General features: G+C 41.6%; 19 protein-coding genes. All 19 read right to left on the bottom strand.

The genetic code is table 11. The annotated features are described in order from the left end of the window. Positions 1–10: 10 nt before the first annotated feature. The 19 genes from DESACI_RS22620 to DESACI_RS22535 all read right to left on the bottom strand — a co-directional run bounded on the left by DESACI_RS22620 (position 11) and on the right by DESACI_RS22535 (position 12,040). Positions 11–835 carry a hypothetical protein gene (locus tag DESACI_RS22620; protein ID WP_014825082.1) on the bottom strand — a complete coding sequence of 275 codons (825 nt, stop codon included), beginning with the start codon at positions 833–835 and terminating at the stop codon, positions 11–13. Between the two features lie 14 nt (positions 836–849). Next, positions 850–1,932 (bottom strand): cell wall-binding repeat-containing protein, encoded by a 1,083-nt coding sequence (locus tag DESACI_RS22615; protein ID WP_014825081.1) that lies wholly within the window; start codon positions 1,930–1,932, stop codon positions 850–852. A 16-nt stretch (positions 1,933–1,948) separates the two neighbouring features. Next, a complete protein-coding gene (locus DESACI_RS22610) occupies positions 1,949–2,737 on the bottom strand; it encodes a SurA N-terminal domain-containing protein (protein ID WP_041276760.1) in 789 nt (262 codons plus the stop codon). 176 nt (positions 2,738–2,913) lie between these two features. After that, the gene (locus DESACI_RS22605) at positions 2,914–3,318 is read right to left on the bottom strand and encodes a single-stranded DNA-binding protein (RefSeq protein WP_014825079.1); all 405 of its coding nucleotides are present in this window, start codon (positions 3,316–3,318) and stop codon (positions 2,914–2,916) included. Positions 3,319–3,367: 49 nt separating this feature from the next. Then, on the bottom strand, positions 3,368–3,595 hold the full coding sequence (locus tag DESACI_RS22600) for a hypothetical protein (RefSeq protein ID WP_041276759.1): 228 nt from the start codon (positions 3,593–3,595) through the stop codon (positions 3,368–3,370). 71 nt (positions 3,596–3,666) lie between these two features. Continuing rightward, the gene (locus DESACI_RS22595) at positions 3,667–4,074 is read right to left on the bottom strand and encodes a hypothetical protein (protein WP_014825077.1); all 408 of its coding nucleotides are present in this window, start codon (positions 4,072–4,074) and stop codon (positions 3,667–3,669) included. A 12-nt stretch (positions 4,075–4,086) separates the two neighbouring features. After that, the gene (locus DESACI_RS22590; protein ID WP_014825076.1) at positions 4,087–4,317 is read right to left on the bottom strand and encodes a hypothetical protein; all 231 of its coding nucleotides are present in this window, start codon (positions 4,315–4,317) and stop codon (positions 4,087–4,089) included. A 112-nt stretch (positions 4,318–4,429) separates the two neighbouring features. Further along, on the bottom strand, positions 4,430–4,756 hold the full coding sequence (locus tag DESACI_RS22585; RefSeq protein WP_014825075.1) for a DUF4258 domain-containing protein: 327 nt from the start codon (positions 4,754–4,756) through the stop codon (positions 4,430–4,432). A gap of 567 nt (positions 4,757–5,323) precedes the next feature. Further along, a complete protein-coding gene (locus DESACI_RS22580; RefSeq protein ID WP_014825074.1) occupies positions 5,324–5,782 on the bottom strand; it encodes a prepilin peptidase in 459 nt (152 codons plus the stop codon). Positions 5,783–5,806: 24 nt separating this feature from the next. Beyond that, positions 5,807–6,307: a hypothetical protein gene (locus tag DESACI_RS22575; protein WP_041276758.1), complete on the bottom strand. Its 501-nt coding sequence runs from the start codon at positions 6,305–6,307 to the stop codon at positions 5,807–5,809. Continuing rightward, positions 6,282–6,707: a hypothetical protein gene (locus tag DESACI_RS24390; protein WP_148271446.1), complete on the bottom strand. Its 426-nt coding sequence runs from the start codon at positions 6,705–6,707 to the stop codon at positions 6,282–6,284. Before DESACI_RS24390 ends, DESACI_RS22575 begins: the two co-directional genes overlap by 26 nt. 3 nt (positions 6,708–6,710) lie before the next feature. Continuing rightward, positions 6,711–6,923: a pilus assembly FimT family protein gene (locus tag DESACI_RS22565; RefSeq protein WP_014825072.1), complete on the bottom strand. Its 213-nt coding sequence runs from the start codon at positions 6,921–6,923 to the stop codon at positions 6,711–6,713. Between the two features lie 19 nt (positions 6,924–6,942). Beyond that, positions 6,943–7,176, bottom strand: coding sequence for a hypothetical protein (locus DESACI_RS22560; protein WP_014825071.1), 234 nt, complete (start codon positions 7,174–7,176; stop codon positions 6,943–6,945). 47 nt (positions 7,177–7,223) lie between these two features. Further along, positions 7,224–7,352 (bottom strand): hypothetical protein, encoded by a 129-nt coding sequence (locus DESACI_RS25620; protein WP_014825070.1) that lies wholly within the window; start codon positions 7,350–7,352, stop codon positions 7,224–7,226. A gap of 25 nt (positions 7,353–7,377) precedes the next feature. Beyond that, positions 7,378–8,247 (bottom strand): hypothetical protein, encoded by an 870-nt coding sequence (locus tag DESACI_RS22555; protein WP_014825069.1) that lies wholly within the window; start codon positions 8,245–8,247, stop codon positions 7,378–7,380. 11 nt (positions 8,248–8,258) lie between these two features. Further along, positions 8,259–9,317 (bottom strand): hypothetical protein, encoded by a 1,059-nt coding sequence (locus DESACI_RS22550; RefSeq protein WP_014825068.1) that lies wholly within the window; start codon positions 9,315–9,317, stop codon positions 8,259–8,261. Continuing rightward, positions 9,305–10,597 (bottom strand): ATPase, T2SS/T4P/T4SS family, encoded by a 1,293-nt coding sequence (locus DESACI_RS22545; RefSeq protein ID WP_014825067.1) that lies wholly within the window; start codon positions 10,595–10,597, stop codon positions 9,305–9,307. The genes DESACI_RS22550 and DESACI_RS22545 overlap by 13 nt, the downstream gene beginning before the upstream one ends. After that, on the bottom strand, positions 10,543–11,376 hold the full coding sequence (locus DESACI_RS22540; protein WP_014825066.1) for a CpaE/TadZ family protein: 834 nt from the start codon (positions 11,374–11,376) through the stop codon (positions 10,543–10,545). Before DESACI_RS22540 ends, DESACI_RS22545 begins: the two co-directional genes overlap by 55 nt. Continuing rightward, on the bottom strand, positions 11,333–12,040 hold the full coding sequence (locus tag DESACI_RS22535; protein WP_041276756.1) for a hypothetical protein: 708 nt from the start codon (positions 12,038–12,040) through the stop codon (positions 11,333–11,335). The genes DESACI_RS22540 and DESACI_RS22535 overlap by 44 nt, the downstream gene beginning before the upstream one ends. Positions 12,041–12,206: the final 166 nt, after the last annotated feature.

Raw genomic sequence — 12,206 nt, 5'->3', positions numbered from 1 at the left:
AACCTCCCCTCTAACTATATATATCTGAGATTTTCCACTTGCCCATTTCGAAAACGAATTTGATTTTCAGAGGTGGAATTGATTTCATGTCTTTACCTATGGATTGATTCAAGAGTACCGTGGCCAACGCTTCCTGATCAGTGGAGCTATTCACTAACAAACCGCAATTCACCAGGGTCAACTTTAAGTTATTTTGGGCTAAATACTCTTTCTCATCTTTGAAAAGTTTCTCATACTTTGGTAAATTCGACTTCTCGGAAAACAAAGCTTCATACTCTTGTAAATTTCCCTGCATTCTGGAATCGAGTAACTGATTTAAATCGTTCAAGAGAAGACTATACCGAGCAACTTGATTTTGTCTTTCAATATCTCCGTTGGCCGGGATCGGTCGGTCAGATCGGTTCATGAAGTGAGCATCTTGAACCTTCCACCCACCGGCCTCCTTGAAAAGGACTAGATTTAACTGCCCTAACGTAGGATAATTCACACCCTCTGGATGCCCAGTATAGTAGATGCATACTTCCAATGCGTTTTTCCTACGATCGACGAAAAGGATCTTATCTATTTTGGGATTTAGCTTTTTGCGGTTTTTAAAGGAATCATTCAAACTCGAAAGGTTTCTCTTTACGAAATCATCCGTGGATATACTTTTTATCGTTGCATCAAAGTTCTCAAGCGAAACACATGTATCTAAACTATTCAAATACTGCGTTGCAACAGATTTAATTTCATGATTTTCATATGCGTCATGGCCAAAATAACCAGCTAAACCTAAAATAACGATAGAAAAGACAGTAGCCATGACAGCTACTGTCCTTTTCTTGAAACTCTTCATATTATTTTTCTCCTTTACCAGTTGTCATTATACTCCCAATTACTAGCTAATATCTGACGGATGCTTGTCACTACACTGTCCGATACAGCACCCGGACCACCGAAAACCACTAAATTAGGATAAAAGCTTTTCGTGCCTCTCCATACAGGATCATGTTCTTCATAGGCCAGGTCCTTCAATGCTACTTCGGTTTCAGGCAACACCGAGTTAGGATCTGTCAGAATAATATATCCTTTATGTCTTGCAGCCAAAACTGCACCCGCAAGACCATCCATAAACTTTTCTCCTTGAACCACATAAACTATAGAATCACTGTAATGACGTTGAGTTCTTTTAGCGTTTGTATCATATACATTTGTTCCTTTAAATGTCACAAAATTTTTGTCTCCAGCATATTCCGTCTTCAGTGATACCGTATCTGATATGTTTCCGAAGGCCATTCTGATGTTGAATTTTGACGCAAAATCTGATTGATCTTTTGAAAGTCCATTATCGTCAACAAGTAAAATCGGATAACCCCAATATGCCGAATCTGCGGCACAGCTCAGCGCGTCCCCAAAATTATTCAAACCCGCGAAATACACTTCATACATATTGTTTGGATACTGTTGTGCAACCAGTAACGATGTTTCCGGTGCATCTTTTCCACCTATTCGATGAATATTTGTATAGCCCATAGAAGCAAGTTTTTCCTCGAAGGTCGTAGGCACCACCACAGTCCCGCCGAGAATGTAAATGTCTTTATCCGTTGCTAAGTGCTTGGACATATAATCTAACGTTTTTTGGCTTGTAGCCATGTCCGGCGAACTATCCACTAGAAGGATTGGTGCTTTCTTATATTCAGCTAAAGGAGCGCCCACGATAGCATCCTCCCAACTGTTTCCTGATGCCAGAACAATACCGTCGAATTGCCCTCCGTTGTTCCATTCGGACGTGCTTCCTAGCCTATCAGCGATTGCTATAGCCGTATCATATTGATCATTTCCGTAGATCCGTTCATAAGGAACTTTTGAGATGTCCGGAGCTGTATCAGCCAAGGCAATTGAAGGAACCGCCAGGGTCAGAGCAACCAAAAATATAGCGATAAGCTTTTTCATGAATATTCCCCTCTCTTTAGTCTGTCTTGATATTGGCGTTTGATTTAAGTTGAGTCAATAAATCCTGGACTTTTGTAGATTCTGTCTGAGATCTAAACGCCTGTTCAACTTGATTTTTAACTTCTTCTAATGTTTGATTTCCGGTAGCCGTTATTTTTAAGACTTCGTAAGCTTTATCATTGAGTTTGAAAGTTTGTAGTTGGTTCAAAACCAGTTTATTTACCTGTATTTCTTGTTGAATCTGAAGAGGCAGCTCCGAGTAGCCTAGGGATACTTCTTTTACGGAACTCAGCTTTTCTCTGGCCTCTGCCTCGGTTTTACCCTCAGCTTTTAAAGCCGTGTATGTGGTGTACTCATAGGAATGGGATTTAAAAAAATTCGTCAGCTCTTCGTCGGTAACAGTAACAAGCGAATCAGAAAGGGCTTGAATAAGAAGTTGGTTTTTAACCATATCCTTCATATTTTCCAGAGTATACCCTTGAGCTTTCAGAGATTTTTGCATTTCTCCACTAGCATTCCAACTTTTCAGAGTTTCGGAATAATTTTTCTCCACTTCGCTGTCAGACACTTTAATCCCTCTTTTTTGGGCCTCCTGGATCAAAAGGTTCTGATTTACAACATTATTGATTACATCTAGTCGTAACGCTTTCTCCTGATCATTCGATACCTTACCCATTAGCTGCTCTTGAGCCTTTACAATAGCGTCAATTTGGCTATTGGGGATTGATACATTATTCACGGTTACAGCTCCACCACAGCCAGTTAATAAAAATATAACTCCGATAGAACATAATTTCTTTATCAAAAATAGTTCCTCCCTTACCATACCCCAAAGCTTCTTTGGAGTATCGAAACGAATAACTCGATTAGCACCCTTCCCAACCTTATAAAACATTTCAATAAATCCGCAACACAAACCATTTTATTTAATATTAGCTCCGAAGAAAGTCCGACCAAAATCGGACCTTCTTCGGAAACAGCCTAAAACGGAATATCATCATCAAGATTAACCTCATGTCCAAACGATTGGTTCCCCCCAGGAACGTCCTCTACTTGACCGCCACTATCCTTCGGACTCAACAGGTGAACATTTTCACCTATAACCTCTGTAACCCAACGTTTTGAACCATCCTGTGCGCTATAAGAACGTACCTGTATTCGCCCATCAACGGCAGCCATTTTTCCCTTTGCTAAATAATTCGCGACAAACTCGGCGAGTTGTCTGTAGACAACGCAAGGAATAAAGTCTGTGTCCCGTTCTCCCTGTGCATTCTTAAAATTACGATCAATCGCTAACGTAAAATTTGTAACGGCCACTCCGGTCGGTGTATAGCGCAATTCGGGGTCCTTCGTCAATCTCCCAATAAGAATCGTTTTATTAAGCATTAAAAATCATCCTTTCCAAAATAATTTAATTTGTGATTTACCCAATTTTTTAACCAGCTATCTGAATTACAAGCCCCCCTTCCGTAAGGTCAAATAACAAATTGGTCTCTCCAACAGTGAATTCACAGCAGCATTCTGCACAATAAAAGCGATTAATGCCAATAGCCCCCGTAAAATGGCCTCTACACTTCGGACAAGGAACCAGACTCCTAGGAGTCGGTACCCGGCGCGGTTTATGGATCTGTACCTGTTTTTTAACCATCGTCTTAATCGACATACGCTGCCCCCCTAAAATAAAGATTTTAGAAAAAGACGGTCTGGCCTGGACCAGACCCATGAGGAAGAGGATTAACACTCATGGCCAAAATGCTCCTGTAAAAAAGCAAACTGACCGTCATAAGAAAGCTCTGCAAAATCCAAGGCTTTAGGTAAATACATACTTTTTTTAATAACAAACGACTGTCCACAGCTAGGGCAAGTAATCAACTCTTCCCCCTCGGCAGAATCCCGTCCTGGATCATACTCAACCCAGAGTTCTGAACAGGAAGACTCTGCAAGAAAACGTCTCACGGCAGCCCGAAACAACTCTTCATCAAAGGTCGGATCAACGAGCCTCGCTTCCGGTTCCGCCACAAAAAGGAATGCCTTTCCGGAAGGTAGCCTAACTTCAGCGGCAAACGATTCAGCCGGCTGACCAAAATCCCAAAAAATCAAAACTTCCCCAGAAATCGAAGTGCCCGCCAGAACGCTGCCCATAAGCTCATCTCCTCACTTTTCCAAACTATAAGAATTAGCACGTTCCCAAGCCTCGCGCTCCGTCCAACCGGAACCCTTGCGCCCATCGGTCAGCTCAACACCTACACACTCCAGATTCGCGGTCATGGACCACTTGTTCCCATATACATCAATTCCATGATAAGGACAAAACCCCAACGTCCCCGGATTATCTTTCTTCCACTTGACATCAGGTTTCTTCAGTTTTTCAATCATCTCAGACATGGTGCAACTCCCTTCCACTCACGAATGACAAGGACTCCAACCGCAGACCGGACAATAAATACAACCACTAGCAGGAACAAGACGATTACCACATTCTTCGCAAACAACTAATTTATCCATGACGCTTTCCCCTCTCCTTAGCAATTTTGACTCTCTTCTGTATCCTGACATCATCCATCACCGTGATAACCACCGCGACAGACTTTCCCTCATATGTACTAATAGCTACTGCAAATCCACAATAGCCCTTATCTTTAATTTCACCATCAATCCGGAGAGTGTCCGGATGGCCTTCATATTCAGCCCAACACACAGGATGCTTTAGAAGACGACGAATATCCTCCGGAGAAATTGAGCGCTGCGCCATTCTCCGCGCCGCATGAGCTGAAAAGAACACCTTATTCCGAAAAGCCTTGCGAACCTCTCCAATCGTTATCATCAACCATCCCTCCCTCTGTAACTATTATAACATTGTGTACATACGTTGTCAATAGTTACGAAGAAAGTAAGGCATTTCCCTACCCAAAAGCCCGACCCAAACAAATGTTTACATCTTGCATCTCCGAGCCGGTCGTTTCCCCCGGCCAGGGTCGGACCAGTATTACGCATACATCAGGCCGGGATATAAAGTTGAGCGACCCCAGAGAATCACTTCTTTATGCTCCAGGCTGCTGAACAGTCCGTCTTGAAGTAGACAGGGTCCCCGTGTGGTAAAATGAATCGCCGGTGAGGGGCGCTGACCCCATATCGTCACACCTTAGCAGAGCCCCTCACCGGTGATTAACCCCAAATACACGGGGTGGCTACTTCAAGATTGCCCTGGCCGCTGCAAAGAGCTGCTTGTACGTTCCGGGACGGAATAAGCTGCCCGTAAGGAACCCAATAATTTGACATACACAGACCCAAGCGACCCAGAGGTGAGGGCGTGAGACAGCCCGCCTATACACATGCAAGGCGGGCTGCCCCCATAATAAATCTTGGTAACTGTACAGAATAGAAAATTATTCTACAAAGGCAACTTAACATTCCACAAATAAACGGCCAGAGAACATAAACTCAAATAAGGACCAAACGGAAACTGGCGGTCAATCGGAAGAGAATCCTCTTTACGTCTCACCCAGCGATAGACACCAACAAACAAACTTAACATACATGCTGAAAAAATGACTAAAAGGATAGAAGGACCTAAAAATGAAGTAAGAGCAGTAATAAACTTCGTATCCCCCTGACCTAGACCATGGGGATAAACCATGGCAATAAGCCAGAAGAAACTACCCACAAAAAGCGCTGACCCTAAATTATTAATAAAAACCAATTTGCCATAAAGCAACGAATTAATCATACCGATACCCAATAAAGGAATCGTTAACTTATCCGGAAGACGCATTGTAAAATAATCAACCACGGCCAAGAGACTGGTGATAATAACGAATAGTCCCCCTAAAAAGAAATGTAAATAAGTCAACGCTCATCCCCCAATCCTTTAAAACTAAGAAGGTTCCTTTTCGGATACCCTGGCAAAATCCGTAATAGTATAAGGAGACCCCTCATAAAGCCCCCCCATAGCTTGCTTAACTGTCGTTGTCACAACCGCCTCAAGACTATACGTACTCACGGTATCTCCCGTAATAGGATCAGTCGTAGGAACCGTGTTCAAAACATTGAACTGCAAAATCTTCAGCTGGGAAGCTAACGGAGAAGAAGGCAGCGGATTATTATTGCTATCCAGTTGAAGATTTTTCTGCATATAAAGATTAAAGTTAGAAAGTGCGGTCGTTGGATCAATTGGAGCATAACCGTTTTGAGAAACCGAAATCGAGGCAGCTGCTTGCAAGGAAACCTCAATCGTATTATGAAGATCAGACTTTGTTAAATAACCTTGAGGCGTATCAAAATGAAACCCTAAGGCAATGACTACCGCAAGAGCAAAGCACAATAAATAAACCGTAGCACCTCGTTCCGGATCACGGGGAGTATTGCGAAACGACAAAGCCTTTTGCTTGCAGCGTGTCTGTCGATTGATTGGGCTTACCTGACGAATCAACCCCAGTCGTCGGATTCGAAGTAACGGCAATATCAATTTCTATCATCCCTCCATAAGGCACCGGTGTTGTTTGAGGACTTGAGACCGTAATCTTTGACGGATCGGCATTCGCCAACTCTAACGTACTTATCACTTGCTGAGTAATCGCCGAAGTAAGCCCGCCAGAAAGTTGCGCTTGCTGAAGCGCATTTTTTTTCGCGACAATTAATTGAGTCTCTAAATTCGTTTTTACGCTATCATGAAAGGAAACTAAAAGTAATGCGGCGAAAACCATTGTAAACGCAACAACTTCAAGTGTTGTAAAGCCTCCTTGAGACTTATTAACTGCCATGTTATCACCCCGCAACCCCTAAAATCCAAGAGAATCTACTTTACTTCCTGCTCTATTAAACAACGACCCAAAATGGCCTAATAAACTTGGTATTGAAATTCCTAGGAAAACTACCAGTGCACCAATTACAATAGCTATCTCCAATGTCGTGTATCCTCTTTCGTCACTTTTTAAAGACCGCATATGATCTTTGAGACGTAAATAAAAGAGGTTAAGCTTAAAAAAAGGCATAAAAAAAAACCCCCTCTATTTAGTTAATAGTGATTCCACCTACTTTTGTCATGGTGGTATTATAATTCGAGTCTATCGCAGTTCCACTATCTGAAGAAACTGTACCTACATGGGTTGAGTACGCATAAACAGCCAGGCCCGTAATAATGACTATACCTCCAATAATGATCGCTGCTTCGACCGTTAAATAACCTTTATCATTGTTCTTAAATTTACCCAGGAACGCCTTGATATTGATTAAAATATTTCTCACAGTTAATCCCCCTCAAATTTAATAAAAAGTAATTCATCCTAATAAATTCAATAGGATACCATATGAATTTGCGCTGCAGCGGAAGCTCCATGATAGAGAGATTGAGCAGCAAGATAGATAACACTTCCAAAACCGGCGAAGGCTGCTGCCCAAAAAGCATATTCAAGAGTCCTCATGTTACCCCTCCTTTCTTAGTGTTTTTTACCAGGTAATATGTGTTAACGCATCGGAGACGTGGGAAAAAGTAGTCGATAGGGTAATGGCAATCGCCAAACCTGCCGGAATCATCACAAGCAGAGCATAAAGCTTCTCGCGCTGTTTCTCCTTGTGCTCCTTCGCCTGAATTATCATGCTGTGTTTCGTGTGGTTCAAAGCTTGAATGTAATCCATCAAATTTTGACGATCTCGATATTCAAAACCATTGCTGATAATAGCGATAAACTGCTCTGTCTCCGGGATGGGAATTTCAAGCATAAGAGCATCACAGGCAGCTGTTAAGTTTTGATTCAGATATCGTTTTAAAAACCGGTTTAAAGCATCGTCAATAATTGTTACGAATGACCGGCCTTCATCAATCGCCTTGTACATATCTTTTTGTGAGCCTTGAAGTGCGTCCGAAATGTAATTAGCCACAATCATGTACTCTTTAGCTATTTCAGAATGATGCCTGCTGCGAAGATAGATCAGAACAAGATGCGGCAAAAAAAAGGAAAAACAAGCCGCAAGGATACTAATTCGAACACTGCTCAATAAGCTCGAACCCGAGAAATAGAAAAATGCAAATGTGACCATCAGAAAGAACAAAAAAATTGAACGTACCAGGGAATCAAATAAACCCAATTGATTTTCATAGCCGAGTTCGACTAAAAGTTTAAGCAACCATTGACGATAAGAATTCCAGAAAGACCGGTGCTTGGTTTCTTCTTCATCTATAAAGGAGAACAACCGATCCACCCGTTTTAACTGAGATTTTGACAGCCTTTCATAATTCGCCGTAAGCAAGGGATAAATACTAACAGCTATGAGGGCAATTGCCGCAAATGGTAAGTAACTTATCACAAGCTCTAACATCCCAAAACCTCCTATACCTGATAGTAAAGCCAAGTGAATATTGATATCTCAACGAGAACAGCAAGATACACTAACGATAAGAGAATCTTGCCCCAAGGAGTTATAAACAGGTAAATTCCAACATCGGGATTTTTATAAATAACCTGGTACAGCTGAAAAAATAAAATTCCAAAGGCCACAAGTGATAGAATCACTTGAAATTTGATACCCTTTCTTTCGTCATCACGCTTATTCAATAGCTCTTGCGCTCTCGTCGTCAGTGAAGAAATCTTCATAATCATATCTTTTAACCCCGCACTGGAAGCTGTGGCCGCATAAGATGCAAATTCTTCCCAAGATTCGTGACTAGACTGTTTCGATATCCAATAAAATACCTCTGTAAATGATGTAAAATCTCGACGTTTCCAATGGTCCAATGCTTGCGTGAATAACCATTTAGTATATTTAGGCATATAGGGTGTCGCCTCATAGGTCGCGATTTCTAAATTTGGATGGCGTCGGATCGCAGACGACAAACGAAAAAAAGCTTTCGGCGCTTCGTTTTGGTATTTATACCGGGATTTAACTCTTCCCATAAAAAACAACCAGCGAGGTACCAAAAAGCCGATAAAAAACGCCTGAACCATGGCCGGAATATTAAACTCCAATCGTTTTATATACGTCACTTTGGCACCACTAAAATTCGATAGAGAGGTAGGCTGACTAGGGATCGAAAGATATCGGGTTGTAATTAATAGAGCGATACCCGTCGAAATAAAAGCACACAACAATGAAAGCAACACCACATGATAGAAGGTCAAATGCTGTCCTTTCCATCGCAACCGGCTTAATTCAAGATCCGTCTTTAATGCCGATTGATCCGATACCAACAGAGGATTTTTATCAATTTGCTCCTGCGTAAACGCTCTCAATTGGGAACGAAGTCTCACCGGCAAGCCCCGCAGCTTATCAGAAAAGACTATAAAGAATTCGTGGCGGGTAAAGACGATAAGAAAGAGACCCAAAGCTATCATAAGAATGGCTAAGTATGGAAAAATGGAAAGATAACGGGTAACCATTAAGTTTCCCACGGCAAAAAATCCTCCTCAAATACAGCATTTGTAGCCAAAAGATTTTTCTTGAAAAAATCCGGTATACCCAGATATTCCTCATGCGCTTGATCATTCTTGTCAAACCATCGCTTAATCATTGGTTCAATCAAGGGCTCCTTCCGCTTTTTATCCCAACTTATAGCCGAAATGTTCCCCATATAACGCTTTCCGGTCTGTGAAAACCGAATTTCTGGAATAAAGTCGATGGCATCACAGACGAGTTTTAAGGCATGATCATAACTAGTGCTAGGCATGGCTTCATGATACCGATTGGCTAGACGGATAATCCCTTCTTCCGCATTACCGGCATGAGTACAAACACCACTACCTTTTTGACCGGTGAGCATATTATCAATAGCGCGGTAATAGCTCTGAGACTCCCGCAGTTCGCCCCAAAAAATTACGGTCGCTGCCGTTCGGAGGCTCATGACTCCGACCTTCTCCCAAGTTAACGAGAAATCCCCATTATGAACATAAAGCTCGCTGACAATTAACTCCGGGTTCCTTTGTGAAAGGAAAAATTCTGCAATGTCTTCAATTGTAAGGATATTCCAAGTTTTAGGTAGTTTGGCTAAATAGGCCCCCATCGTTGTTGTCTTTCCGGAATTTTGCGGCCCCACCCAGGCACTGTTTCCTTTGGATCGCATCGAGAATGTTACCAGAGAGTCTTGTCTCTCTGAAATAGAATCTAGCCTTCTAAGTTCTTCTGAAGAAAATAACTCCTTGTCCTTAACACGAATGGAGATATAATAAGTCGGTCTCGTATTAGGTGCTCGGAAAATTGTCACTCGTTCACCCGTGGGCAAACTTGTCTTATCCGTAAAGCCATTCAAATCTGAAGTCTGAACGTCAGAATAAGCCTCAATTTTATTGACAAGACGCGCCAGGTCTTCTTCACTCCGGAAAGCAATCGGCAGACGTACCCAACCATTCGGTTTTTGAACTGATATATCATAGGGACCGTAAATCCTAACCTCAGAAATCCCTTGATTCGTTCCACTGACAACTAAAGGAGTTACAGGACCATAGAGCAAAATGTCATTAAATAATTTTTCAATAGTTTCCTCGTTATTAAAACTGATGGGGATTTTATTAGAGTGAGTAATAAAATGATGAATTGCTGACCGGCAATTTTTCAAGGCCGTTTGATAATCCCCCGATTTACCATTGAGAGCCTTTGTGTAATCTTCATTGTGATTCTTAGTTAAGTATTCTGTGACTTCCTTATGAATTTTCTCGTAGTTAATAAAGTCTTCCATACAGGTTTTTTAACCTCCTGAACTTTTGGAACTTCCGCCATTTTATCAAGAAAGCCCATCAACGACTTCGTATAAGGATGCTTGTCGTTCTTAGCTATCAACTGAGCATCAAGAAATTGTTTCTGGTATTCCCTATCGGAAACATTCGGTATGATCGTATGAACAGGTATGGGCAGCAGCTTAGAAATGTAATCAAGCGTAATCGCTGATTCCGGTCTATACCTCAACAACACTAAACGAAGATCCTCAAGTCTTCCCTGACTGATCAAGGAATGAATCAGCGACCTCGTATGCAGTAATGCTAAAGGGTCGGGTTCCGTGCAAATAAAAAGAAGATCGCTTTCAGCGATCAAAAACTGTAAGGCAGAATGATGAACATTTCGGCCAGCTTCAAAGAGAATAACCTCTGAAGTGTCACGAAGTTGTTTGAAGAACTTAAACCATAAATCTCTTGAAACATTCTCAAAAGGATTCATAGCCTCCAGGTCCCCAGGAAGAATCCTTAAATTCGGTAAATCATTAAAAGGGATTGTCAAAAAATCCTCCAGAACAATCGTCTGATACCCCAATAAAAGGTTATACAAATCTACGAGAGTTTTAGTTCCCGAAGATTCTACAGAGAAATCAAGGAAAGCAGCTAAGTCCGGCTTTAAGAAATTAAAATCGACGGCAAGAACCTGTTTTTCTGGCGACATCTTCGCCATTAAATACGCCAGATTGAGTTGAAACGCTGTCTTACCTGGGCTGACTGGACTCAGGATTGACCACAGTTTGGGCACTTGTCTCACCTCCATTCGCTAACATCTGAGGTCTTGGAGCCATTTTCAACTGAGGCGTTTTCATTTGATCTAATATTAAGGACTGTTGAAAGGTCATTAACATAATTAAAGAATCCGGAGGCGCAGCATTCGGAGAAGAAAGGGCTGAGGAAATCGGATTGCCTCCGGATGAATCATTTTGTAACGCCGGTAAGAGCTCAAGGATGTTTCCTGATTTATCGGCCTTGCCTAAGACCAAAACATCGGAGAGAGATTTATCGCCCTCACTGATCGCCACCTTGTCACCCGGCTTGAGATAACTCAATAACCCAGAATTAGTAAACGAGTGACTTAAAATCACCTGATCTTTATTCATTGTGAAAACCGGCTTATCTGTAATTTTGTTTATTGTTAACGGATCGGTCGGATCAATGGTATGAACAGCTCTCCAAGTCTTAAGCTTCAATAAATCCGGAGAAATATAATTTTTCGGAAGATCCGGCAGCAGTTTCGGTTCTAGAACAACATCTTTATTAGGGTCAATAATCGCACCTTCGCCAATGGTTTTATTCAAATACGGTACAAGTTGAGTCCTATGGTAATAAAACCATGTCCAGGTTAACAATGAAATGCCTACTATACTGACTAATAACCCGATCCAAAAACTCAATTTCAATCTTCTCAAATCATCTACAACTCCCTGATAAATTCTTGCTAATTAATTACTTCCAGTCCGACCAAACCAAAAGGCAGTGATCCTATAAAAAATGGGAAATCACCTAATAACTATTGCTCCTATAATCAAGCAAACTCTGCTACAAAAAGTCTCAATAAAAATTCAAGGACAGATA

It is taken from the genome of Desulfosporosinus acidiphilus SJ4 (assembly GCF_000255115.2).
GTDB classification, from domain to species: Bacteria; Bacillota; Desulfitobacteriia; order Desulfitobacteriales; family Desulfitobacteriaceae; genus Desulfosporosinus; species Desulfosporosinus acidiphilus.
The sequence above is the reverse complement of the archived record's forward strand: the minus strand, read 5'-3'. Positions and strand labels throughout refer to the sequence as shown.

Excerpts from the sequence above, each read along its gene's own strand:
- DESACI_RS22620 (WP_014825082.1), bottom strand. The coding sequence starts at position 835 with ATGAAGAGTTTCAAGAAAAGGACAGTAGCTGTCATGGCTACTGTCTTT.
- DESACI_RS22615 (WP_014825081.1), bottom strand. The coding sequence starts at position 1,932 with ATGAAAAAGCTTATCGCTATATTTTTGGTTGCTCTGACCCTGGCGGTT.
- DESACI_RS22605 (WP_014825079.1), bottom strand. The coding sequence starts at position 3,318 with ATGCTTAATAAAACGATTCTTATTGGGAGATTGACGAAGGACCCCGAA.
- DESACI_RS22600 (WP_041276759.1), bottom strand. The coding sequence starts at position 3,595 with ATGTCGATTAAGACGATGGTTAAAAAACAGGTACAGATCCATAAACCG.
- DESACI_RS22595 (WP_014825077.1), bottom strand. The coding sequence starts at position 4,074 with ATGGGCAGCGTTCTGGCGGGCACTTCGATTTCTGGGGAAGTTTTGATT.
- DESACI_RS22590 (WP_014825076.1), bottom strand. The coding sequence starts at position 4,317 with ATGTCTGAGATGATTGAAAAACTGAAGAAACCTGATGTCAAGTGGAAG.
- DESACI_RS22585 (WP_014825075.1), bottom strand. The coding sequence starts at position 4,756 with ATGATAACGATTGGAGAGGTTCGCAAGGCTTTTCGGAATAAGGTGTTC.
- DESACI_RS22565 (WP_014825072.1), bottom strand. The coding sequence starts at position 6,923 with ATGCCTTTTTTTAAGCTTAACCTCTTTTATTTACGTCTCAAAGATCAT.
- DESACI_RS25620 (WP_014825070.1), bottom strand. The coding sequence starts at position 7,352 with ATGAGGACTCTTGAATATGCTTTTTGGGCAGCAGCCTTCGCCGGTTTT.
- DESACI_RS22555 (WP_014825069.1), bottom strand. The coding sequence starts at position 8,247 with ATGTTAGAGCTTGTGATAAGTTACTTACCATTTGCGGCAATTGCCCTC.
- DESACI_RS22545 (WP_014825067.1), bottom strand. The coding sequence starts at position 10,597 with ATGGAAGACTTTATTAACTACGAGAAAATTCATAAGGAAGTCACAGAA.